Raw genomic sequence first — 22535 nt, 5'->3', positions numbered from 1 at the left:
GACTGGAAGGTGAACGCGCATGACTCAGACGAGCGTCACACCTGTCACCCCTGCCGCCACATCGGCCGCCCCACCGGCGGGCCGTCTCACTGCGGCCCAGGGCACCGCGATGTACGTCGGCGCGGTGCTCGGCACGGGCGTCATCGCCCTGCCCGCGCTCGCCGCCCAGGCGGCCGGACCGGCGTCGCTGCTGGCCTGGCTCGGCCTGGTCGTGCTGTCGGCCCCGCTGGCCGCGGCGTTCGCCGCGCTCGGCGCGCGCCACCCGGACTCCGGCGGCGTCTCCACCTACGCCCGCCTCGCCTTCGGCGACCGGGCCGCGGTCGTCGTCGGCTGGTGCTTCTACTTCGCGATCCCGCCGAGCGCCGCCGCCGCGGCCCTGTTCGGCGGCGAGTACGTCGCCGCGGCGGTGGGCGGCGGAACCGGCACCGCGACGCTGACCGCGGCGGGCCTGATGGCGGTCGTGACCGTGTCGAACGCCTCCGGCCTGCGGGTGACCGGCCGGGTCCAGCTCGGGCTGGCCGGGCTGCTCGTCGCGTTGCTCGTCGTCGCCGTGGCGCTGTCGCTCCCGCACGCCGACCTGGCCAACCTGCGGCCGTTCGCCCCGAACGGCTGGACGGCCATCGCCCCGGCGGCGGCCCTGCTCGTGTGGAGCTTCGCCGGCTGGGAGGCGATCACGCACCTCGCGGCCGACTTCCGCAGGCCGTCAAGGGACCTGCCCAGGGCCGCCGCGGCGGCCGTCGTGCTCGTCGGCGTCCTGTACCTGTCGGTGGCCTTCGCCACGGTCGCGGTCCTCGGCCCGGCCGCCGGAGGTGCGCGGGCGCCCCTCGGCGACCTGCTGGCCCTCGGCCTCGGCGGCAACGCCCGGCTGCTGGCCGCCGCCGCCGCGCTGCTGCTGACGCTCGGCGCGATGAACGCGTACTGGGCCGGTGCGGCCAAGCTCGGCGCCGCCCTCGGGCGCGACGGCGCCCTGCCCGGCTGGCTGTCCCGCGGCAGCGTCGCGGGGGAGGTGCCCCGGCGCAGCCTCACGGTCGTCGCCGTGCTGTCCTTCCTGGCGCTCGCCGTCGTGTACGCGGCGGGGACGGGCATCCGGCCGCTGGTGCTGATGACCAACGGGTCGTTCGTGGTGGTCTACGCGATCGGCGTGGCGGCCGCGATCCGGCTGCTGCCGCGCGGCCGGGCCAGGGCCGCCGCCCTGCTCGCGCTCGTGGCGGTCGCCCTGCTGGTCGCCGCGTCGGGCGTCTACCTCGTCTGGCCGCTGCTGGTCGGCGGCGCCGCCCTGGCGTACGCGCGGTTCGTCCGCAGGGAGGAGGCCGTACCCGGGGGTGAGCAGCCCGACCATTGACGAAAGTGGAGGGTCACCGGCGACCTTCCGAGAGTGCCCGCCGTGCCGTCCGGTCTCTAGGGTCTAGGGGCCGGACGGCACGGCGGGCAGCGGCACGAAAGGGAACCGGTGGGGAACCAGATCGAGGACGTTCCGGACATCAGCGCGGAGTGGTACCGGGAGATCACGGCGTTCGCCCTGCACACCCCCGGGTGGGTGCGCGACGCGGCGGCGGTCGCGACGGACGCCGTCCCTGTGATCCTCTTCGCGCTCCTCGTCTTCGGCTGGTGGCGGGCGCGGCGCGGGGACGACCGCACGATGGCGCTCGCCCTGCTCGCACCGGTCGCGGTGGTGACGGCCTACCTCGCGAGCGAGGGCGTCAAGAGCGTGCTGCGGCTGCACCGCCCCTGCTGGGACCTCACCGACGTGGTCACGGTGGCGACCTGCCCGCCGTACGGCGACTGGTCGCTGCCGAGCAACCACGCGACGTTCGCCGCGGCGGCGGCCGTCGGGCCGGCCGTCCTGTGGCGCGGCGTTGTGGCGGTGGTGGCGCCGGTGCTCGCGCTGCTGGAGGCGTTCTCCCGGGTCTTCGTCGGCGTGCACTATCCCCACGACGTGGCGGCGGGGCTGCTGCTCGGCGCGCTGGTCGCGCCGGTGGTCCTGCCGGCCCTGCGGAGCCCGGCGACCGCGCTGATCTCCGCGATGCGGCGGCGCCCGGCGCTGGCGGTGCTGGTGGCTACGGGCCGCCCGCCACCCGGACGAACCCGTGCAGGGTGCGGGCGCTGGCGTGGCCGGACAGGGACATGAGCATCGGCGCCGACCAGCCGTCCTCGCCGAGGTGGGCCAGGCGCGAGTGGCGCAGGCGGTGGAGGGTGTAGCCGCCGCCCTCCGGGTCGAGCTCCGCGGTGGCCCGTTTGAACAGATACTCCGCCCGCTCGTACGACAGGCGGCCCCGGCCCGTGTGGGGGCACAGGTCGGCCGCCGCCGGCATGCGGCCCGGCCCCGGCCTGCGGTCGGCGAGGAACAGCGGGCCACGGCGGCGGTCGCCGACGAGGAGGGGAAGGAGCGCGGCCGTGCCGGACTGCCAGCGCAGCCAGTGACCCCTGGCCTTCACCTCGCCGCGCATGCCGGGCAGGTCGAGGTGCTCCACGTTGAGCGAGAGCGCCCATTCCGCCGGGGCCGCGCTCTCGTACAGCAGCAGCCAGAGTGTGCGCTCGCGCAGCGGGAGGTCCTGCCGCTCCCACAGGCTCTCCAGGCGCGACCGGTCGATGGGGCGGGTGCGGCCACGGGGTTCGGGCCGCCGGTCGAGCGGGGCGGCGAGGTCCGCGGCGGCCCAGCCGCGCTCGGCCGCCCACGCGGCGAACGACCGCAGCGCCGCGCGGTGCCGGTTCCAGGTCGCGCCCGCCGCCGTGCCCCACGCCGCGGCGAAGACCTCGGTGATCCGGTCGGACGTCACGTCGCGCAGCGGGACGTCTTCGCCGAGGTGCCGGCACAGCCGCGTCAGAGTCTGGTTGTAGGACCGGACGGTGTCGGCGCTCAGACCTGGCCGGGTGAGGAAGAGCGTCATCGCCCCGCCGAGGGTGACGTCCCCGCCCGCCGTCTGCCGCCCTGCGGCCCTTGCGGACAGTGAATTCGCGGGTTCGGCGTTCTCGGCGCACGTCGCGGCGCGGCGCAGCAGCACCGCCCGTTCGGCGGTGTTGCGGGTGAGGGACGCGGCGCGTTCGAACTCCGCACGGGCTTCGTCGTGCCGGCCGAGCCGGGCCAGCAGGTCCCCGCGTACGGCGGGCAGCAGGTGATAGCCCTTGAGCGCCGGTTCTCCGGTCAGCGTGTCCACCAGCGTGAGACCGGCGCGCGGACCATGGGCCATGGCCAGCGCGACCGCGCGGTTGAGCTGGACCACCGGCGTGGGCAGCACCCTGACGAGGGCCTCGTAGAGCGCCGCGATCTGCGGCCAGTCGGTCTCCTCCGGGGTGGCGGCCCGCGCGTGGCAGGCCGCGATGGCCGCCTGCAGCACGTACGGGCCGAGGGGGCCGCCCGCCTGCCGCGCCCGCAGCAGCGCCGCGAAGCCACGCCGGATGAGCAGCGGGTCCCAGCGCCCCCGGTTCTGCTCGTGCAGCACGACAGGCTCCCCCGACGGGCCGGTGCGCGCGGCGGAGCGCGACTGCTGCAGTTCCATCAGCGCGACCAGGCCGTGCACTTCGGCCTCGTCCGGGGCCAGATCGGCCAGGAGGCGGCCCAGGCGCAGCGCCTCCAGGCACAGGGACGGGCGCATCAGGTCGTCGCCCGCCGTCGCCGAATATCCCTCGTTGAACACGAGATAGATCACTTCGAGCACCGACGACAGCCGGGCCGCCCGCTCGGGCCCCGATGGCACCTCGAAGGGGACGTGCGCGTCGGCGAGCGCCCGCTTGGCCCGCACGATCCGCTGCGCGACGGCGCTCTCGGAGACGAGGAAGGCCCGCGCGATCTCGTCGGTCCGCAGGCCGCCGATCAGCCGCAGCGTGAGCGCGACCCGGGCCTCGGTGGACAGCACCGGGTGACAGGAGACGAACATCAGCCGGAGGACGTCGTCGCCGATCTCCCCGTCGAGAGCGTCCACCACCTCGTCCACGTCGCGTTCGCCCTCGTCGGGGCGGGTGGTCAGATCGTGGGCGAGCAACTCCTGCCCGCGGTCGCGCCGCTCCTCCCGGCGCAGGTGGTCGACGGCCCGGCGCTTGGCGACGGCCATGAGCCAGGCGCCCGGGTTGTCCGGGACGCCCGCCTCGGGCCACTGCTCCAGCGCCGTGAGAACGGCGTCCTGCGCCAGCTCCTCCGCCAGGCCGACGTCGCCGATCATCCGTACGAGACCGGCGACGATCCTCGCGGACTCCATCTTCCAGACGGCGTCCACGACGCGATGGGCGTCCAGGGAGGTCACCCGACCGATGACAGCATCGGCCCGTCCGCCGCGCAACCCGGCGCGTACGCCGCCGGAGGCCGGACGCCTGCCTGGTCACGGCCTCGCCGGCGCTCTCCGGGTGTCAGCGGGGGCCGTCCTCGGGGGCGTCTCCGGGGGCGTCTCCGGGGGCGTCTTCGGGGCCGAACACCTGCTGGATCAAGCCCTCGCCGTCACCGACGATCTTCCAGAAGCGGCGGGCCAGCTCCACGGCCTCCTCACGGGAGCGCGCCTCGACCAGGGCGAAGCTGACGATCGCCTCCTTCGCCTCCGTGAAGGGGCCGTCCGTCACGGTGATCTCGCCCCCGGAGGAGACCATCCGCACCCCGCCCGGCTCCAGCCCACCCGTGGCGAGCAGCACGCCGGCCCGGGTCATCTCCTCGATGAAGGCGCCCATCTCGGCCATCATCGCCGCGTCCGGGGTGCGGGAGCCGCCCTTGGTGGTCATCAGAAACCGCATCGTCGTTCTCCTTCTTTCTCTGGTCCTGTGGCCGGCCGGGCCGTTCGCCGGTCCCTGCCGTCACCTCCACGTCGTACGGGCCGGGCCGGAATCGACAGGCTCCGATCCTGGCACGCCGTGACCTGGGCCGACGCCTCGATGTGACAGGGAATGCGCATGTGACAGGGAATGCGCATTCGCGACCGTTATCGCAGGTGGGCGGGGTTGAAGGGCGGCCGGGCGGCGGGAGCGGGCGCGGATGGTCGAATCGCGCCGCCGCCGTTCGACGCGTGAGCGAGGCCGGACACCACCCCGGCCAGGACACCGAAGGCCGGACGAGCCAACCCCCGGCCGGGACACCGAAGAAGGGAACGGCCATGACCGCCACGCAGGACACCGCCCAGCCCACGACCCAGCTCACCTCTCAGCTCACCTCTCGGCCGACGTCTCGGCTCATCGGGCGGCAGGCCGCACGGCGCTCCGCATCGGGCACCCCGGGCTCGTCGGGCGCGGCGGGGGCGACGGGTGCCACGAGCCTGGCGGGCTCCACGGGATCGACGCGTGCGCTGCTCACCTGCGCCGCGCTCACCACGCCCGTCTTCGGGATCGTCTCGCTGACGCAGGCGTTCACCCGCGAGGGGTTCGACCTGCTCCGTCACCCGCTGAGCATGCTCAGCACCGGCGACCTCGGGTGGCTGCAGATCGCCAACTTCTGGATCACCGCCGTCCTGACGGTCGCCGGGGCGATCGGACTGCGCCGGGTCATGCGCGGCACGCCCGGAGGGACGTGGGCGCCCAGGCTGCTGCTCGTCGAGGGCGCCGGGCTCGCGGCGGCCGGGGTCTTCAGCATGGACCCGGGCGACGGCTTCCCCGCGGGCACCCCGCTGGGTGCCCCGGCCGGGATGAGCTGGCACGCGATGCTGCACATGGCGGCCGGCTCGGTGGCCTTCACCTCGCTCATCGCGGCCTGCTTCGTGCTCGGCCGGCACTTCACCCGCGCCGGGCGGGCCCGGCATGCGGTGGCCTCCCGGCTCGCCGGCCTGGCTCTCCTGCTGGGCAACGGGTGGGCCATGTCCGGCGGGCGGGCCGGTTCCCTCACCCTGTGCGTCGGCGTGCTCGTCGCGATGGCCTGGGTCTCGGTGGTCGCCGCCGTCAAGCGCGCGGACCTCACGGGTGACGCCGCACGACGCTGACCACTCCGAGGCGGACCGGCGCAGACCAGTTCCGCGCTGACCGGCCCGGTGGCTGACCAGTTCCGCGCTGACCAGTTCCGCGCTGACCAGTTCCGCGCTGACCAGTTCCGCGCTGACCGGCCCGGTGCTGACCGGCCCGACGCTGACACGCCCCGTGCTGACCAGTCCGGCGCTGAGAGTCCGGCACTGACCCCGGCCACGCGCTGACCCTGGCCACGCGTCGGCCCCGCCGACGCGGAGACCGCGCAGAGCCCCCGGTGATAAACCACTGGGAGCTCTGCGCGTTCTGGTGATACGTTCTGCGTCGCCGTGCATTGCCGCGACCCGAGGAGGTGAGACCGATCAACGCTGTGTCAGGTCGGGGCTCCCTCCGTCGCATGGTCTAGGGAGCGCCCGCAGAAGGCATCCCGAAAGGCGTGTAACGCGTTGCGTTTCATTTCTCGGACGTCGTCGGACGGCGTCACCGAACAGCAGTTCTTCCTCGGCGAGATCCCCGGTGTGCTGTGGACACCGGAAGGCGCCGCCGGGGCTCGTCCCCTGATCCTGATGGGCCACGGCGGCGGGCAGCACAAGAGGGCCCCCGGCGTCGTGGAGCGCGCCCGCCGCTTCGTCGCCGAGGGCGGCTTCGCGGTGGTCGCGGTCGACGCGCCCAACCATGGCGACCGGCCGAAAACAGAGGAGTTCGCCCGGGTCGCGGCCGGATTGCGGGCCGGCATGGCCGCGGGTGAGGACGTCGCCCCGCATCTCGCCACCATGCACACGTTCCTGGCCGGTCACGCCGTGCCGGAATGGCAGGCGGTCGTGACCGTGGCGCAGAAGCTCGACGTCGTCGGCACCGGCCCTGTGGGCTACTTCGGCATGTCGATGGGCTGCGGGCTCGGCGTGCCCTTCGTCGCAGCGGAGCCCCGGGTCCGCGCGGCGGTGCTGGGCCTGCTGGGCGTGGACGGGCTGGCCGAGGACGCCGCCCGGGTCACCGTTCCGGTCCGGTTCCTGCTCCAGTGGGACGACGACAGGGTGCCGCGAGACCGGGCCCTGGCGCTGTTCGACGCTCTGGGGCCGGCCGACAAGACGCTGCACGCCAATCCCGGCGGCCATGGGGAGATCCCCGAGTTCGAGACCGGCAGCTCGCTGCGGTTCTTCGCGCGGCACCTCGGTTAGCGCCTGTACGGCGTTCGGACCTTCAGGCAGGCCCGAGGCTGCGGGTGCCCACGATCTCCGCCGACTGCAAGGAGCCCCGGGCACTCCCTGGGCATCCCCCCGGGGGTGCCTAGGGCTCCGCCTGCTCGGCACACGTCGGCAGGGTCAGCCGCAGTAACGCGCCCCTTTCACACGGCACGGCTTCGGCCGTACCGCCGTGAGCCTCGGCGACCTGCCGGACGATGGCCAGGCCCAGCCCGGAGCCAGGGTGCGCGCGGGCCGCGGGTGATCGGTAGAAGCGGTCGAAGACGAATTCGAGATCGCTGTCGGGAATCCCCGGGCCGGTGTCCGCGACCTCGAGGGTGCCCGCCTTGACGCTGATCTTGATCCGGCCGTCGGGCGGGCTCCACTTCACGGCGTTGTCGACGAGGTTCGCGACGGCGCGTTCCAGGGCGTCGGGGTCTCCGTGGACGAGAGTGGGCGCGCAGGTCAGCTCGAATCCGATCCGCGGGGCCCGGTGCGCCGCCCGGGCCGCGACGCGTTCGGCGACGAGGTCGAGGCGGACGTCTTCCGTGTGGAACGGCGCCTGGCCGTAGCGGGCCAGGTCGATCAGGTCGTTGACCAACGTCTTGAGTTCGCCGGCCTGGCCGAGCGCTTCGGCGGCGAGGAGCGGGGCCTGCGCGTCGGCCAGGTTCTCCGACAGCAGTTCGAGGTTCACCGTCAGGCTCGTCAGCGGTGTGCGCAGTTCGTGCGAGGCGTCGGCCACCAGGCGGCGCTGGGCACCGACCGATTCGTCCAGGGCGGCGGTCATCGCCGCGAACGCCGAGCCGAGCCGGCCGATCTCATCCCGGCCGTCGGCGGGGATCGGGATGGACAGGTCGCCGGTCGTGCGGATCAGCTCGACGGTCTCGGTGAGCTGGTGCACCGGGCGCAGGACGCGACGTGCCGCCAAACGTGAGGCCAGTGCCGCCAGGAGTCCGGCGGCCACCGTCGAGCCGGCGAGCAGCAAGGCGAGTTCGCGTAGCGTGGGCGCGGGATCGGATTCCGGGATTGCTGTGCGTACGAGCGTCCCTGGTGAGTCCGGCAGCCGGGCCGTGTAGACCCGGTAGACGACTCCGTCGTAGGCCGCGTCACGGAAGTAGGCGCCGGAGGTGCCGTCCGCGACGGCGACGTCGCGGGCGGTGAGGTCGACGAACTCCGTCGACGGCCCGATCCGGACCGGGTCCGGCACGATCTGCAGCTGGGTGCTTCCGATCGCCAGCGGAGCAGTCGGGAAGCCCGGCTCTCCGTTGGCGTCCCTGAACTTGGCCTTGATGGCCGCGGCCACGCTCGGTGCCCGGTCGGCGGCCGCGACGAGCGCGCTGTCGATCTGGCCGCGAAGGTTGGCGTTCACGGCCGGATAGAGGACCACCGACACGAGCACCAGGGCGCCCGCGACCACGGAACCGCCGGCGATGGCCAGCCGGGTGCGCAGGTTCATGGTTCCTCGCGCAGGACATACCCCAGGCCGCGCACCGTCTGGATCAATCTGCTGCCGCCGTCCGCTTCGAGCTTGCTTCGCAGGTAGCTGATGTACACCCACAGCGCGTTCGACTCGGGGCCGAAGTCGTAGCCCCAGACGGACTCGAAGATCTGGGTCCGGCTCAGCACCCGGCCGGGGTTGCGCAGGAACAGCTCCAGCAGGGACAACTCCGTCTTGGTCAGATCCAGGCGCCGGCCGGCGCGCTCGGCCCTGCAGCCGCTGACGTCCAGATCGACGTCGGCGAAGCGCAGCACTTCGGCCCTGGCGCCGCTGCGCCGGAGCAGGGCTCTCAGCCGGGCCCGCAGCTCCTCCAAGGCGAAGGGCTTGGTCAGGTAGTCGTCGGCCCCCGCGTCGAGCCCGGCGACCCGGTCGACGACCAGGTCGCGGGCTGTGAGCATCAGGATCGGCGTGTCGTGCCCGCCCGTGCGCAGCGCCCGGCACACCTCCAGCCCGTTCGGTTCGGGCATGAGGACGTCGAGCACCACCGCGTCCGGGCGGAACACGCCGTGCTCGGCGAGGGCGGACGCCCCATCGGCGGCGGATGACACGTCATAGCCGTCCCGGCGCAACGCATGCTCCAGGGACCGCCGCACAGCCGGGTCGTCGTCCACCACGAGTATCCGCATGGTCGCCCATCCTCACCCTCGATGCCGCAGTTGTGTGAGACGCGGTGGCTGTCAGCCCTGGCTCAGTGACCGCTTCAGGTCGCGTAACGCGGCTTCGAGCCGGTCGGAGCCCACCCCGAGCGAGGCGGCGATGTCACCGAAATCCCTGGACGTCGGGCGGACTCTGTCCGACGCCACCAGAGCGGCCAGAGCGGCCTTGGCCTTGGCTTGACCGACACCGAGCGCCGCGGCCAAAGACGCCGCCGCGGCGTCGGTGGTGAACGGCGAGTCCTGCGAACCATCTTGGGCCTTTGGGCCCGCGCTGTCAGGCTTGCCCTGATTGTCGCCACCGGATGCGGGCTTGGCGACGATCGGTCCCAGAGCATCCCGAACCTGCGAGACCGGCAGTTCCAGGCCGGCCGCGACCGCCGCGACGAAGGCATCCGGCGTGAGGTCGGCCGAGCCGGCCGGCGTCGTCTTGGCCGCGACCAGCGCGGCGTCGAGCCGCTCGGTCGTCACCCCGACCTTCGCCGCGATCGCGGCCAGATCGGCGTCCGCATCCGCCCCGGCCCTCGCGCCTGGCTTGATCGTCGCGTCGTCGGATTTCACCGCGCCGGGTGTCGGGGCCGGACCGGCCGCCGCGGCCGTACCGCTCGCGGCCAGCGTGGTGAGCGTGATCGCGGCCACGACCAGTCGTGTGCGTTTCACCATCGTGATGCCTTTCGTCCACGAAGCGCGCCGGACGATTACCGGCGTCCTGGCGACAACGCAAACATCGCGGCCTCTGGCGTGGTTTCAGCCAACTTTAGAGGTTCCTTAGAAGGGCCGCGTTGTCCCAAGCGAGCGATCGATCGGTCATGTCGCCGACGATAACGCCGCACGGCGAACAGCCACCGGTCTGAACGAGACGGCCACGCGACGCGCGTACGCCGGCGACAGCTGATCGCTGTCCCTGCGGGGTGGGTGGTGGGCGAGCTGGTCGGGAGGGGCTGGACGAGCCCATTGGGAGGGGGCGGCCGGGCCGGGGTCATTCGCGGGGGAGTTCCGCGCTCACGATGGTCGGGCCGCCGGGCGGACTGTCCACCTGGAACCGGCCGTCCAGCGCGGCGACCCTGCGGGCCAGCCCGGACAGGCCGCCACCGCCGGGGTCGGCGCCGCCCCGCCCGTCGTCGCGCACCCGCACGACGATCGTGTCGCCGTCCTCCACGATCTCCACCCGCACCTGCCCCGCCGCCGCATGCTTGGCGGCGTTCGTCACGGCCTCCCGTACGACGAAGTAGATCGCCGTCTCGACCTCGCCGGGCGGGCGGGCGGCGAGGCCGTACGCGACCGTGACGGGCATTCCGGCCCGCTCGGCGACGGCGGACAGGGACTCGCGCAGCCCGAGCGTGTCGAGCTCGGCCGGGTAGACCCGCCAGGCGACCTCGCGCAGCTCGCGCAGGGCCTCCTGCGCCTCCTCGTGGGCCTGATGAAGCAGGTCGTCGAGGAGCTGGGGACTCCGCCCGCGCCGGGCCCGCCCGATCAGCACGGCGAGGGCGACCAGCCGCTGCTGCACGCCGTCGTGCAGGTCGCGTTCGATCCTGCGCCGCTCCTGGTCGACCGCGCTCACGATGCCGGCGCGGGTCCTGGCCGGCTCGTCGATGCTCCATCGCCCACCCGGCGATTCCTCCGATTTCGGTGCTGTTCATGCGGATTGACGCTAGAAGCCGGGTGGTGCGGTCACCATGAGGGGCGCCGCCGGGCTTCCTACGGTGCGCCTCACATCAGGGGTGCCGAAAACCGCAGCTCCGGACGGTCATCCACAGGCTGTGGATATCGGCGTGCCGCTCGGCCGCCGGTCCTCCAGGGAGGCGGCCGGAATGCGCCGGAAGATGATGAGCATCACCTCGCCATGCAGTACGGCGTCGGCCGCTCCACCCTCCGCCGCATCGTTCACGGGCCGGGGAACGATCGGAGACGACCAACGCATCGTTCGCGCCTGCCCCGAGATCAGAGCTGCATGAGCTTGCAGACCAGGGCAGTGAGCTGGGCGCGTTCGCCGGTGGTGAGAGGGGCGAATGCTTCTTCCAGGTAGGAGGAGACGGTGCTCTCGGCCTCGGCGAGGCGTTCGCGGCCCTTGTCGGTGATGGTGACGGCGTAAGAGCGGCGATCGTCGGGGTTGCGTTCGCGGCGGACGAATCCGGACTGCTCCAGGTCGTCGCACACGTTCACCATGACGCTGCGGTCGATCCGCAGTTCCTCGCTGAGCGCCTGCTGGGAGCAAGGGCCGACGGCGTCGAGCATCTTCAGCACCAGGTGCTGGCCGACGCCGAGGCCGTGCCGGGTGGCGTGGGCGTCGGCGGCGCGGGCCAGGTACGCCGAGGCGCGGCACATCGCGATGTCCGGGCGTTCGGCCGCCAGCGTCGGGAAGTACGCCGGCCGGGCGGGCTTGGAAGGCATGGGTCTCCTGCATTGTCGACCCGTCCGAGGCTACCAGGGCCATCTGTCAGGCGATTGTTTGACAGCAGATTGTTTGTGAGAATACGGTTTCGTCTTGCTGTAGATCATCTGCTCAAAGACGGAGGGCTCTGGTGATGCGTTCCGACCGCCGGGCGGCGGCGGCCCTGATCCTGCTGTGCGCAGCGGCGTTCCTTACCGCCGGATCCTTCTCGCTGCTCGGCGTGCTCATCGCCTGCCTCGGCCTGCGAGCCGGCGTCGAACCCGCGGCCGGCGAACCGGCGACCACCGCACCGACCTCCACACGCGCATGAGGAGCATGACGATGACCCTCAACCTGACCCCCGACGAACTGCTGTCCACCACCCGGGCCGTCCGCAAGCGGCTCGACTTCGACCGGCCCGTCCCGCGCGAGCTCATCGAGGAATGCATCGACCTGGCCACCCAAGCACCCACCGGACGCAACCGGCAACGCTGGCACTTCATCGTGGTCACCGAGCCGTGCCTGCGCCGCAAGGTGGGCGACATCTTCCGCCGCGCGCTCGCCGTCGCGGAGGGCCAACCACTGAACGAACACGACCTCCGCCGCATGAACCACGCTCCGCGCTCCACCCAGGGCGTGTTCGAGGGGCTACGGCACCTGACCGACAACATCCACCGCGTCCCGGCGTTCGTCATCCCCGCCATCGAAGGACGCACCGATCACGCCTCGGCGGCCGTCCAATCCGGCACATGGGGATCCATCCTGCCCGCGACCTGGAGCTTCATGCTCGCCGCCCGCGCCCGCGGCCTCGGCACCACATGGACCACCGCCCAGGGACCCCTCGAACGCGAGCTCGCCGCCACCCTGGGCGTCCCCTACGACGAGGTCATGCTCGCCGCGTTCATCCCGCTCGCCTACACGATCGGCACCGACTTCAAACCCGCGCGCCGCATCCCACGTGACCAGGTCCTGCACTGGGAAGGATGGTGAACGCCCGGCCACCAGGCCGACCATCTGACCCGAGCCGCAAAGGCCGCGGACCCACTGCCGGTTCGCGAACGTCCGTGTCCCGCCGCGTCGGGGCCGGAGCCAGGTTCAGAGGTCGTCCTTCGGCGTCTGGGACAGCACCCGGTCGGCGGTCGCCGTGACCACCGCCGCGGCGGCCGAGATGTCCCTGACCTGCTCCGCGGGGAGGCCCCGCAGCACCTTTTCCAGCGTTTCCAGGTCGGCCTGGTAGGCCGCCGCCATCGCGGCCTGGGCCTTGGCGGTGCGCCCCGCCTGCTCCACCGCCTTGCCGAGTGCCCGGCCGGCGCGTTCGACGGCCCTGGCCGCCTCGATCGCCGCCTTCTCAAGATTTCTCGCCCACTCGGGCGGCTGGTCGTTCATCGACGTCCTCTGCGTGAGGGTGGTTCCGCGGGCACGGATCGCCCGCGGAGCGGGCTGCATCAGGGCCTTAATGCCCTCCCTGCGGCCTCTACACCCCACAGCCCATGCTTTCGCAGATCTCCGCACCAGCACCGGAGGGCCCCCGCGCAGTGCGGCGCGCGGAGGCCCCGGATCACGAACCGATGCCGGAAAAGGTCAGCCGCAGTGCTCGAAGGGGCTGTCGTAGGTGTTCGAGCCCGCCTTGCCACCCCATTTAACGCACTTGTCCGCCGCTGCCGCCCGTACCGGCCCGGCGTAGTAGCCGAAGTTGCCCGAGTCGGTCACCCGGCTCTTGCCCTGGACCTCCAGGTACGCGGTGGTCGCGGTGGGCGTGCCCAGCGAGGTCTTCTTCAACGTGACGACGCAGTTGTAGCCGTTGCCGGAGTTGTAGAGCAGATAGACGGAGCCCGCCGTGCCGAGGCCGGCCGAGTCGATCACCGAGTAACCGTCGCCGCACACCTGCTCCGGCGTGTACGGGTTCCCGGTGCCGCCGCCGCCCGTGACGTACTGCATGTACGTGGTCCAGTTCCAGTTGGGCCCGGGATCGGTGTGGTCGGTGCCGGGGACCTGGGAGTGCCCCACGATGTGCGACCGGTCGGTGGGGATGCCGTACCGCGCGGCGATGGAGCGCACGAGGGCGGCCGAGGAGCGGTACATCGCGTCGGTGAACCACGACGCGTTGTCGACGTATCCCTCGTGCTCGATGCCGACGGAGTGGTGGTTGTAGTCGGAGTTGCCCGCGTGCCAGGCCCGGTCCTTCTCCCGCACCATCTGGGTGATCGCGCCGTCGGACGACCGTACGACGTAGTGCGCGGACACCTGGGCGGCGGGGTTCTGGAACCAGGAGATCGTCCCGGCGTACGAGCCCTGGGTGACGTGGATGACGATGCGGTCGATGGAGTCGCTCGCCGGCCGGTCGGACACGGCGTAGTTGGCGCTGCTGGCGGCCACCCACGTCGCGCCGGGGTAGTCGACGGCCGCCGCGGCGAGCGTGCGGTTGTTCTCCGGCAGGCCGAGGTCGCGGGCGTTCGCGAGGGCTCCCCGGTCGGGATGCGCCGGACGGGCGGCCACCGTGATCGTCTCGCCCGCCGGCGTCCGCGCGGTGAACCCGGCCGACAGCAGGTCGTAGACGGCGTCGGCGTACAGCCGGGCGACCTCGGGCGTGCTCGCCCCGCCGTAGCGCGCGACGGCGGTGTACCAGCGGTCGGAGTCGGCGCGGGCGGCGGCGTCCAGGCCCAGGGCGTCGGCCCTGGCCCGCAGGACGGCCGCCGCGCCCGCCACGTTGGCCGTGTCGTCGGCCTTGAGCGAGGCGACCGGCGCTCCGGTGAGCTTTGCCGCCTCCTCCAGGGTGTGCAGCGTGGGGTTGCTGACCAGGTGCGCCACGCCGTAGCCGCCGCTCGCGCTCGGCCTGCCGCCGTGGCCGTCGAGGTGGGTCTCGGCGTAGGCGAGCGCGACGAGCAGGTCGCGGGGGACGCCGTGGGCCGCCGCCGCCTGCGTGAAGGCGGTGGCGAGCGGGCCCTCGGCGGCCGAGGCAGGCCCGGCCGAGGCGGGTCCGGCTGAGGCGGGTCCGGCTGAGGCAGGCCCGGCCGGGACGAGCCCGGCCAGGCACAGCAGGAGCGTCACGACGCCCGCGGCGGTCAGGGCCGCACATCGGGGCGCGCGGACGATCGGGGATGCGGTCATGGGGATCAGCCGCAGTGCTCGAAGGGGCTGTCGTAGGTGTTCGAGCCCGCCTTGCCGCCCCACTTGACGCAGGTGCCGGCGGCCGAGGCGCGCACCGGTCCGGCGTAGTAGCCGAAGTTGCCCGAGTCGGTCACCCGGCTCTTGCCCTTGACCTCCAGGTAGGCGGTGGTCGCGGTGGGCGTGCCCAGCGAGGTCTTCTTCATCGTGACGACGCAGTTGTAGCCGTTGCCGGAGTTGTAGAGCAGATAGACGGTGCCCGCCGTGCCGAGGCCGGCCGAGTCGATCACCGAGTAGCCGCTGCCGCAGACCTCCTGCGGGGTGTAGGGGTTGGTCGATCCGCCGCCGCAGTTCTGCGAGGTCACGGTCTGCGCGGGGTAGCCGAAGGTGACCCCGTTGAACACCGCCTTCTGGATGTTGGCGGGGTAGGTCGTGTCGCTCGTGCGCACCTCGTAGTGCAGGTGCGGGGAGATGTTGTTGCCCGGCTTGCTGGTGTTGCCGACCTCGCCGATCTTCTGCCCCTGGTTCACGTGGGCCCCCTCGCCCACCGAGCGCACGCTCAGGTGGGCGTAGTAGGTGAACCAGCCGCCACCGTGGTCGATCTTGATGAGGTTGCCGAAGCCGTTCGTCGAGCCCTGGTGGGCCGAGATGACGACGGTGCCGGCCGCCGCGGCCACGACCGTGTCGCCGTAGTCGGCGTCGGCCGTGCTGCCCCGGTTGAAGTCGATCTCGTACGACTGGTGGGCGCTGCTCGCGCTGGAGTTGCCCGTCCACGTCTGGCCACAGGGGAACGGCATCTGGAAGTTCGGGCGCGCACCCGCTGCGGAGGCCGCCGGGGCGGTGGCGGTGCCGAACGCGAGGCCCAGGACCAGCGCGAAACCCGCCGTGACAAGCGATTTGAGTCTCATGACCAAAAGAGTCGGAATCTGCCGCACAAAAAACATCAAGAGTTGGGTACAAAGACTGCGCGAGTCATGGCGAACCGGTCCTTCGAGGAGCAACACGGTCATGACAGTCGATCGGCCTATGTTCAGCGTGCTCGGTCCCCTGGAGGTCCGCCTGCCGGGCACGGCGCCACGGCTCGGCGGGCCGAAGCCCCGCATGCTCCTGGCCACCCTTCTCCTCCACGCCAACCACACCGTCGGCGGCGACGTGCTCGCCGAGGTGCTGTGGCCGGACCACCGGCCGCGCTCGGCCGCGGCCAACCTCCGCACGTACGCGAGCGCGCTGCGCGCGGAGCTCGGGCCCGCCCCGGCTCGCATCCGGGCCATCGGGTCGGGGTACGCGATCGAGCTGCCGCCACATGAGCTCGACCTGCTGCTGTTCGAGGAGCGGGTGACCGCCGCGCGGGAGCGCCGGGCGCGGGGCCGGCCGGACGAGGCGGCCGGCCTGCTGGCACGGGCGCTGGCGCTGTGGCAGGGCGTCCCGCTGTCCGATCTGCCCGGCAGCCCGCTGTGGGACCGCAGGCTCGGACGGCTCGCGCAGGCACGGCTGCGCGCCGCGGAAGACCTGGTCGAGCTGCTGATGGCGGCCGGAGAGTACGGCGAGGCGGCCGGGGAGCTGCGCGCCCTGCTCGCCGACCATCCTTTCCGCGAGGACCTGTGGGGCAGGCTCATGCTGGCCCTGCACTGGTCGGGACGGCAGGGTGAGGCGCTGCGCGCCTTCGGCACGATCCGCGAACACCTCGTGAGCGAGCTCGGCGTCGGGCCGGGGCCCGAGCTGCGCCGGGCGCACGCTGCAGTGCTCGCCGGGGAGCCGCCCCCACGACCACCCGCCAAGCACGGCCTCATCGTCAAGCCCATCAAGCCCGCCACCCGTTCCGGCGGCGGCGCTCACCCCGTCGTGCCGCGTCAGCTGCCGCCGGACCTGGTGGACTTCACCGGGCGGGCCGCCGAGGTCGCGGCGCTGACCCGGGCGCTCGCCCCGGGCGGGGTCGCCGTCGTCACCGGGCCGCCGGGCGTCGGCAAGACCGCGCTCGCGGTGCGCTGCGCCCACGCCGTCCGCGAGGCGTACCCGCACGGCCAGCTCTTCCTGTCGCTCGGCGGCACCGACCCGCGGGACGGCGCGGCGGGATCACCGGCGGAGCCGGGAGAGCTGCTGGCCGAGGCACTGCGTGCGCTGGACGCGGCGGAGCCGCTGCCGCCCACCGTTCACGAGCGCGCCGCGCTCTACCGCACGCTGCTCGCCGTACGGCCGATGCTGGTCGTGCTCGACGACGCGGCGGGCGCCGCGCAGGTGGGGCCGCTGCTGCCGGGCGGCGGCAGCGCCGTCGTCGTCACCGGCAGACGCCGCATCACCGAACTGCCCGGCGCCGCCCGTATCGACCTGGACGTCCTGCCCCAGGCGGAGGCGCTGGAGCTGCTGACGGCGATCGTCGGCGCGGAGCGGCTGGAGCGGGAGCCGGAGGAGGCCGCCGCCATCGTGCGGGCCTGTGGCCGGCTGCCGCTCGCGATCCGGGTGGCCGGGGCGCGGCTGGCCGCCCGTCCCGGCTGGTCCCCGGCCGTGCTGCGGCGGCGGCTCGACGACGAGACGGTCAGGCTCGCCGAGCTGCGCGCCGGCGATCTGGTGGTGCGGGAGTCCTTCGACCGCAGCTATCGCCTGCTGCCCGACGACGCCGCGCGCACGTTCCGGGCGCTCGGACTGCTCGGCACCCGGCCGCTGCCCGGCTGGGTGGTCGACGCGGTGCTCGACCGGCACCGCAGCGACGCCGTGACCGACGTGCTGGTCGACGCGAACCTGCTGCGCCCGGTGGGCACCGATCCCCTCGGCCAGCCCCGATATCGGCTGCCCGACCTGCTGCGCGTCGACGCCAGGGACAAGGCGGGCGAGCTGGACATGCCGGCGCTGGCGCGCGTGGTCGCGGGCTGGACGGCCGCCGCGGAACACGCCACGGCCCGCCTGCCCACCACGGTCTTCCGCCTGACCTCGCCCGCCGCCCGGCGCTGGCGGCTGCCCGACGACGCCCTGCGCCGGGTCGGCGCCCATCCGGTCTCCTGGTTCGGCGCCGAGCACGAGACCCTGGTCGAGGCCGTACGGCTGGCCGCGGAGGCGGGGCTGACCGGCGCCGCCTGGGGCCTGGCGGCGGCGCTCGTGCCGTACTTCGACCTGCGCTGTCACCTCGGCGCGTGGGAGGAGACCCACCGCGTCGCCCTGGAGGCCGCCCGCGCCGCAGGAGACCGGGCGGGGGAGGCCGCCATGCTGCGCGGGCTCGGCCAGGTGGCCCTCTATCGGGACAGGTACGCCCAGGCGGCCGGCATGTTCCGCCGCTCCCGGCTGCTCTTCCGCATGCTCGGGGACGTCAGGGGCGAGGCCGTGTCGGTCTGCGGGCTGGGCGCGGTCGGCCAGTTCAGGGGCGACCACGTCGCCGCGGCCCGACACTTCCGCCGGGCCCTCGCGATGTTCGTGTCGCTCGACGACCGCTCCGGTGAGGCGTACGCGCGGCAGGCGCTCGGGCGCGGCTGCCTGAGCGCGGGCGACCTGAACGGCGCCGCCGACTGGCTCGGCGGCGCGCTGCGCATGGCGCGCGAGCTCGGGGACGCCCACCGGGAGGGCTGCGTGTCGCTCCAGATCGGCCGCCTGCACGACCTCGCGGGCGAGACCGGGCGGGCGATGCGCGCCCAGGGCCGGGCGCTGACGATCTTCGAGGGCTATGGCGACCGGCACTGCGCGGCGTACGCGATGCAGGGCCTGGGCGGGCTCCAGGCGGCCAGGGGCGACTGGCGGAACGGCTCGGCCCGGCTGGAAAGCTCGCTGGCGATCTTCCGGCAGCTCGGCGACCGGAGCGGGGAGGCGGCCACGCGGCGGCTGCTCGGCGAGCTGCACCGTTCGTCCGGGCGGCGCGCGCTCGCCCGCGGCTACCTCCACGCGGTCACGTCCCGGCGGGTGGTGGGCGACGCGGCGATATCTCGTGATTAGACCGGCATGAGCGGGGCATCAGAGGCGTCGTGGGTGGTGGATGGCTCTCCCGCTGGCCGGTGATCCGGCAGCTCAAGGGAGAGGACGGCAGAGGGCGGGCGGCGCGCTCGGCGCGTACGGACGCCCTGCGGCCCCGCGTCGAGGACGCCGAGACGGTCGCGCGGTCCGTCTGCCCCTACTGCGCGGTGGGCTGCGGCCAGCTCGTCTACGTCAAGGACGGCAGGGTCACCCAGATCGAGGGCGACCCCGCCTCGCCGATCTCGCGGGGGCGGCTGTGCCCGAAGGGATCGGCCAGCAAGCAGCTCGTCACCCACCCCGGCCGTCAGGCGACGGTGCTCTACCGCAGGCCGTACGGCACCGAGTGGGAGCCGCTCGACCTCGAAACCGCGATGGACATGATCGCCGACCGGGTCGTGCGGACCCGGCGCGAGACCTGGCAGCAGACGCACGAGGGGCGGGAGGTCAGGAGGACTCTGGGCATCGCCAGCCTGGGCGGGGCGACGCTCGACAACGAAGAGAACTACCTGATGAAGAAGCTCTACACCGCCCTCGGCGCGATCCAGGTCGAGAACCAGGCGCGCATATGACACTCCTCCACCGTCCCCGGTCTGGGGACCAGCTTCGGGCGTGGCGGCGCGACCCAGCCTCAGCAGGACCTGGCCAACGCCGACTGCATCGTCATCCAGGGCTCCAACATGGCCGAGTGCCATCCGGTGGGCTACCAGTGGGTGATGGAGGCGCGGGCGCGCGGCGCGAAGGTCTTCCACATCGACCCGCGCTTCAGCCGTACGAGTGCGACCGTGGACAGGTATCTGCCGATCCGGGCCGGTACTGACATCGTCCTGCTCGGCGCGCTGATCAACCACGTGCTGTCGAACGGGCTCGACTTCCGCGAGTACGTCCTCGCGTACACGAACGCCGCGACGCTGGTGAACCGGGACTTCCGCGACACCGAGGACCTCGACGGCCTGTTCTCCGGCTTCGACGAGGAGACCGGCAGGTATGACCCGTCGAGCTGGGCGTACGAGGGCGACGTGCCCGAGCAGGAGGAGCCGGTCGAGGGCGACGAGCGCCACGCGGAGGCGGCGGGGTCCGACTCGTACGGCGCGCGCGGCGCGGGCGCGAGCGCGACGCCGCCCCAGGACCCGACGCTGACCGACCCGCGGTGCGTCTACCAGATCGTCAAGCGGCACTACTCCCGCTACACGCCGGAGATGGTCGAGGAGCTGTGCGGCATCCCGCCCGAGCTGTTCCACGAGCTGGCCGAGGCGATCACGGCCAACTCGGGCCGCGAGCGGACCACGGCGTGGGTCTACTCGGTGGGCTGGACGCAGCACTCGGTCGGCGTGCAGTACATCAGGGCCGCCGCGATCCTGCAGCTCCTGCTGGGCAACATGGGCCGGCCGGGCGGCGGCATCATGGCGCTGCGCGGCCACGCGAGCATCCAGGGCTCCACCGACATCCCGACCCTGTTCAACCTGCTGCCGGGCTACATCGCGATGCCGCACGCCCACCGGCACGAGGGCTTCGACCACTACCTGGAACGCGAGGGCGCCGACACCGGCTGGTGGGGCAACCGGCGGGCGTACGTCGTCAGCCTGCTCAAGGCGTGGTGGGGCGACGCGGCGACGGAGGCCAACGACTACTGCTTCGACTACCTGCCGCGCCTCACCGGCGACCACGGCCACTACGCGACCGTGATGGGCCAGATCGACGGCACGGTCAAGGGCTACTTCGTCGTGGGCGAGAACCCGGCGGTCGGCTCGGCCAACGGCAGAGCGCAGCGGCTGGGCCTGGCCAACCTCGAATGGCTGGTGGTCCGCGACCTCGTGCTGGTCGAGACCGCGACGTTCTGGAAGGACGCGCCCGAGATCGAGACGGGCGAGCTGCGCACCGAGGAGATCGGCACCGAGGTCTTCTTCATGCCCGCCGCGAGCCATGTGGAGAAGGAGGGCACGTTCACCAACACCCAGCGGCTGCTGCAGTGGCGAGAGAAGGCCCTCGACCCGCCCGGCGACTGCCGCAGCGACCTGTGGTTCTACTACCACCTCGGCAAGCGGATCAGGCAGCGGCTCGGCGACGACGACATCGACCGGCCGGTCAAGGAGCTGACCTGGGACTACCCGGAGGTCGGCGCGCAGCGCGACCCCGACGCCGCGGCCGTGCTGCGCGAGATCAACGGCCGGGCCGCCGACGGCCGCCTGCTGGCGTCGCTGCGTGAGCTGAAGCCCGACGGCTCGACGAGCTGCGGCTGCTGGATCTACTGCGGGGTGTACGCCGACGGGGTCAACATGGCGGCCCGGCGCACCCCCCACACCGAGCAGGGCCCGGTCGCGCTCGAATGGGGCTGGGCCTGGCCGGCCAACCGGCGCGTCCTCTACAACCGCGCCTCGGCCGACCCCCAGGGCCGCCCGTGGAGCGAACGCAAGAAGTACGTCTACTGGGACGGCGCCAAGTGGACCGGGCCGGACGTGCCCGATTTCGAGGAGGACAAGGCGCCCGACTACGTGCCGCCCGAGGGGGCCAAGGCCGAGCACGCGCTGGCCGGCACCGACCCGTTCATCATGCAGTCGGACGGCAGGGGCTGGCTGTACGTCCCGTCCGGCCTGTCCGACGGGCCGCTGCCCGCCCACTACGAGCCGCACGAGTCGCCCGTGCGCAACGCGCTCTACGGTCAGCAGGCCAACCCGGCCCGCCGCACCATCGACCACCCGGAGAACCCGTACAACCCGGCGCTGTCGCCCCGGTTCCCGTACGTCTACACGACGAGCAGGCTCACCGAGCACCACACGACGGGCGCCATGAGCAGGCCCCTGCCGTACCTGGCGGAGCTCCAGCCGGAGGCGTTCTGCGAGATGTCGCGGGAGATGGCCGAGGAGCTCGGCCTGGACAACGGCGACTGGGCGACGATCGTCACCGCGCGCACCGCGATCGAGCTGCGCGTGCTCGTCACCGGCCGCGTACGGCCCCTGCGGCTCAACGGGAAGGTCGTCCACCAGATCGTCATGCCGTACCACTGGGGATACAGCAGCGGCGGGGTGATCACCGGGGACGTCGTCAACGACCTGCCGTCGATCGTGCTCGACCCGAACGTCTACATCCAGGAGAGCAAGGCCGGCACCTGCGACGTCCTGCCCGGACGCCGCCCGCGCGGCCCGGCGCTGCTCGACCTGATCGAGAGGTATCGCCATGGCTGAGCGGGTGGGGTTCTTCACCGACACGTCCATCTGCATCGGATGCAAGGCCTGCGAGGTGGCCTGCAAGGAGTGGAACGACGTGCCCGACGACGGGTTCGTGTTCCGGGCCACCTCCTACGACAACACCGGCGCGCTCGGCGCGAGCACCTGGCGGCATGTCGCGTTCATCGAGCAGGACGGCCGGTGGCTGATGTCGTCCGACGTGTGCAAGCACTGCACCCACGCCGCCTGCCTCGACGTCTGCCCCACCGGCGCGTTGTTCCGCACCGAGTTCGACACCGTCGTCGTCCAGCCCGACGTCTGCAACGGCTGCGGCTACTGCGTGCCCGCCTGCCCGTACGGCGTGATCGACCGCAGGCAGGACGACGGCCGGGCCTGGAAGTGCACGCTCTGCTACGACCGCCTGCGCGGCGGCATGGAGCCCGCCTGCGCCAAGGCGTGCCCGACGAAGTCCATCCAGTTCGGGCCGCTCGACGAGCTGCGGCAGCGGGCCGAGGAACGGGTCGAACGGCTGCACGCCGAGGGCGCGACCGAGGCCCGGCTGTACGGCGCGGACCCGGACAACGGGGTGGGCGGCACGGGTGCCTTCTTCCTCTTGTTGGACGAGCCCGAGACGTACGGCCTGCCGCCCGATCCCGTGGTGACCACCCGTGACCTGCCCGCGATGTGGCGCTGGGCCGGCGGCGCCGCGCTCGCCGTGGCCGCCGGAGTGGCCGTCTCGTTCGTACGGAGAAAGCCGTGACACCG

General features: G+C 72.9%; 19 protein-coding genes. 9 read left to right on the top strand and 10 right to left on the bottom strand.

Going from position 1 to position 22535, the window contains the following annotated elements:
• Nucleotides 1-19: 19 nt before the first annotated feature.
• Both HCK04_RS22850 and HCK04_RS22845 read left to right on the top strand, forming a co-directional pair.
• A complete protein-coding gene (locus HCK04_RS22850) occupies nucleotides 20-1342 on the top strand; it encodes an APC family permease (RefSeq protein WP_142649414.1) in 1323 nt (440 codons plus the stop codon).
• A gap of 108 nt (nucleotides 1343-1450) precedes the next feature.
• Complete coding sequence (locus HCK04_RS22845; RefSeq protein WP_142649413.1) at nucleotides 1451-2128, top strand: phosphatase PAP2 family protein; 678 nt, start codon at nucleotides 1451-1453, stop codon at nucleotides 2126-2128.
• Here HCK04_RS22845 and HCK04_RS22840 read toward each other — a convergent pair.
• Both HCK04_RS22840 and HCK04_RS22835 read right to left on the bottom strand, forming a co-directional pair.
• Complete coding sequence (locus HCK04_RS22840; RefSeq protein ID WP_260617375.1) at nucleotides 2058-4238, bottom strand: DUF6596 domain-containing protein; 2181 nt, start codon at nucleotides 4236-4238, stop codon at nucleotides 2058-2060. The two genes, HCK04_RS22845 and HCK04_RS22840, sit on opposite strands and share 71 nt — an antisense overlap.
• A 103-nt stretch (nucleotides 4239-4341) precedes the next feature.
• Nucleotides 4342-4716, bottom strand: a complete 375-nt coding sequence (locus tag HCK04_RS22835; protein ID WP_142649412.1) for a YciI family protein — start codon at nucleotides 4714-4716, stop codon at nucleotides 4342-4344.
• A 356-nt stretch (nucleotides 4717-5072) separates the two neighbouring features.
• On the opposite strand from HCK04_RS22835, the gene HCK04_RS22830 reads away from it, so the two are divergent.
• Complete coding sequence (locus HCK04_RS22830; protein WP_142649411.1) at nucleotides 5073-5888, top strand: DUF998 domain-containing protein; 816 nt, start codon at nucleotides 5073-5075, stop codon at nucleotides 5886-5888.
• Nucleotides 5889-6314: 426 nt separating this feature from the next.
• Nucleotides 6315-7046, top strand: a complete 732-nt coding sequence (locus HCK04_RS22825) for an alpha/beta hydrolase (protein ID WP_142649410.1) — start codon at nucleotides 6315-6317, stop codon at nucleotides 7044-7046.
• 109 nt (nucleotides 7047-7155) lie between these two features.
• On the opposite strand, the gene HCK04_RS22820 is transcribed toward HCK04_RS22825, so the two are convergent.
• From HCK04_RS22820 to HCK04_RS22800, 5 genes are all read right to left on the bottom strand, one after another.
• Complete coding sequence (locus HCK04_RS22820) at nucleotides 7156-8505, bottom strand: HAMP domain-containing sensor histidine kinase (RefSeq protein ID WP_142649409.1); 1350 nt, start codon at nucleotides 8503-8505, stop codon at nucleotides 7156-7158.
• A complete protein-coding gene (locus tag HCK04_RS22815) occupies nucleotides 8502-9173 on the bottom strand; it encodes a response regulator transcription factor (RefSeq protein WP_142649408.1) in 672 nt (223 codons plus the stop codon). Before HCK04_RS22815 ends, HCK04_RS22820 begins: the two co-directional genes overlap by 4 nt.
• 51 nt (nucleotides 9174-9224) lie before the next feature.
• Nucleotides 9225-9839, bottom strand: coding sequence for a hypothetical protein (locus HCK04_RS22810; protein WP_168066186.1), 615 nt, complete (start codon nucleotides 9837-9839; stop codon nucleotides 9225-9227).
• Nucleotides 9840-10179: 340 nt separating this feature from the next.
• On the bottom strand, nucleotides 10180-10761 hold the full coding sequence (locus tag HCK04_RS22805) for a histidine kinase (RefSeq protein ID WP_312845761.1): 582 nt from the start codon (nucleotides 10759-10761) through the stop codon (nucleotides 10180-10182).
• A gap of 380 nt (nucleotides 10762-11141) precedes the next feature.
• On the bottom strand, nucleotides 11142-11591 hold the full coding sequence (locus tag HCK04_RS22800; RefSeq protein WP_142649405.1) for a MarR family transcriptional regulator: 450 nt from the start codon (nucleotides 11589-11591) through the stop codon (nucleotides 11142-11144).
• 131 nt (nucleotides 11592-11722) lie between these two features.
• Here HCK04_RS22800 and HCK04_RS22795 point away from each other — a divergent pair, with 131 nt between their 5' ends.
• Together HCK04_RS22795 and HCK04_RS22790 are read left to right on the top strand one after the other, a co-directional pair.
• Nucleotides 11723-11902 carry a hypothetical protein gene (locus HCK04_RS22795; RefSeq protein WP_142649404.1) on the top strand — a complete coding sequence of 60 codons (180 nt, stop codon included), beginning with the start codon at nucleotides 11723-11725 and terminating at the stop codon, nucleotides 11900-11902.
• 11 nt (nucleotides 11903-11913) lie between these two features.
• Nucleotides 11914-12561: a nitroreductase family protein gene (locus HCK04_RS22790; RefSeq protein WP_142649403.1), complete on the top strand. Its 648-nt coding sequence runs from the start codon at nucleotides 11914-11916 to the stop codon at nucleotides 12559-12561.
• A 105-nt stretch (nucleotides 12562-12666) separates the two neighbouring features.
• Here the strand turns inward: HCK04_RS22790 and HCK04_RS22785 are convergent, their stop codons facing one another.
• The 3 genes from HCK04_RS22785 to HCK04_RS22775 form a co-directional block, all read right to left on the bottom strand.
• Nucleotides 12667-12957: a hypothetical protein gene (locus tag HCK04_RS22785; protein WP_142649402.1), complete on the bottom strand. Its 291-nt coding sequence runs from the start codon at nucleotides 12955-12957 to the stop codon at nucleotides 12667-12669.
• Nucleotides 12958-13152: 195 nt separating this feature from the next.
• Nucleotides 13153-14679 carry a peptidoglycan recognition family protein gene (locus tag HCK04_RS22780; protein ID WP_142649401.1) on the bottom strand — a complete coding sequence of 509 codons (1527 nt, stop codon included), beginning with the start codon at nucleotides 14677-14679 and terminating at the stop codon, nucleotides 13153-13155.
• A 5-nt stretch (nucleotides 14680-14684) separates the two neighbouring features.
• Nucleotides 14685-15584 (bottom strand): M23 family metallopeptidase, encoded by a 900-nt coding sequence (locus HCK04_RS22775; protein ID WP_142649400.1) that lies wholly within the window; start codon nucleotides 15582-15584, stop codon nucleotides 14685-14687.
• A 100-nt stretch (nucleotides 15585-15684) separates the two neighbouring features.
• On the opposite strand from HCK04_RS22775, the gene HCK04_RS22770 reads away from it, so the two are divergent.
• Genes HCK04_RS22770 through HCK04_RS22760 form a run of 3 tightly spaced genes read left to right on the top strand, consistent with a single transcriptional unit; the run spans nucleotide 15685 to nucleotide 22530 of the window.
• Nucleotides 15685-18591 carry an AfsR/SARP family transcriptional regulator gene (locus HCK04_RS22770; protein ID WP_142649399.1) on the top strand — a complete coding sequence of 969 codons (2907 nt, stop codon included), beginning with the start codon at nucleotides 15685-15687 and terminating at the stop codon, nucleotides 18589-18591.
• 29 nt (nucleotides 18592-18620) lie between these two features.
• A complete protein-coding gene (gene fdh, locus HCK04_RS22765) occupies nucleotides 18621-21788 on the top strand; it encodes a formate dehydrogenase (protein WP_142649398.1) in 3168 nt (1055 codons plus the stop codon).
• Nucleotides 21781-22530 (top strand): 4Fe-4S dicluster domain-containing protein, encoded by a 750-nt coding sequence (locus tag HCK04_RS22760; protein ID WP_142649397.1) that lies wholly within the window; start codon nucleotides 21781-21783, stop codon nucleotides 22528-22530. The genes fdh and HCK04_RS22760 overlap by 8 nt, the downstream gene beginning before the upstream one ends.
• The last annotated feature ends 5 nt before the right edge of the window (nucleotides 22531-22535 follow it).

The organism is Microbispora sp. CL1-1, from assembly GCF_012034195.1.
Lineage (GTDB): Bacteria > Actinomycetota > Actinomycetes > Streptosporangiales > Streptosporangiaceae > Microbispora.
The sequence above is the reverse complement of the archived record's forward strand: the minus strand, read 5'-3'. Positions and strand labels throughout refer to the sequence as shown.

Bases quoted from the DNA above. Each gene is read 5' to 3' on its own strand.
- HCK04_RS22850 (WP_142649414.1), top strand. From the start codon at position 20: ATGACTCAGACGAGCGTCACACCTGTCACCCCTGCCGCCACATCGGCC.
- HCK04_RS22835 (WP_142649412.1), bottom strand. From the start codon at position 4,716: ATGCGGTTTCTGATGACCACCAAGGGCGGCTCCCGCACCCCGGACGCG.
- HCK04_RS22830 (WP_142649411.1), top strand. From the start codon at position 5,073: ATGACCGCCACGCAGGACACCGCCCAGCCCACGACCCAGCTCACCTCT.
- HCK04_RS22820 (WP_142649409.1), bottom strand. From the start codon at position 8,505: ATGAACCTGCGCACCCGGCTGGCCATCGCCGGCGGTTCCGTGGTCGCG.
- HCK04_RS22815 (WP_142649408.1), bottom strand. From the start codon at position 9,173: ATGCGGATACTCGTGGTGGACGACGACCCGGCTGTGCGGCGGTCCCTG.
- HCK04_RS22800 (WP_142649405.1), bottom strand. From the start codon at position 11,591: ATGCCTTCCAAGCCCGCCCGGCCGGCGTACTTCCCGACGCTGGCGGCC.
- HCK04_RS22790 (WP_142649403.1), top strand. From the start codon at position 11,914: ATGACCCTCAACCTGACCCCCGACGAACTGCTGTCCACCACCCGGGCC.
- HCK04_RS22785 (WP_142649402.1), bottom strand. From the start codon at position 12,957: ATGAACGACCAGCCGCCCGAGTGGGCGAGAAATCTTGAGAAGGCGGCG.
- HCK04_RS22780 (WP_142649401.1), bottom strand. From the start codon at position 14,679: ATGACCGCATCCCCGATCGTCCGCGCGCCCCGATGTGCGGCCCTGACC.
- HCK04_RS22775 (WP_142649400.1), bottom strand. From the start codon at position 15,584: ATGAGACTCAAATCGCTTGTCACGGCGGGTTTCGCGCTGGTCCTGGGC.
- HCK04_RS22770 (WP_142649399.1), top strand. From the start codon at position 15,685: ATGACAGTCGATCGGCCTATGTTCAGCGTGCTCGGTCCCCTGGAGGTC.
- HCK04_RS22760 (WP_142649397.1), top strand. From the start codon at position 21,781: ATGGCTGAGCGGGTGGGGTTCTTCACCGACACGTCCATCTGCATCGGA.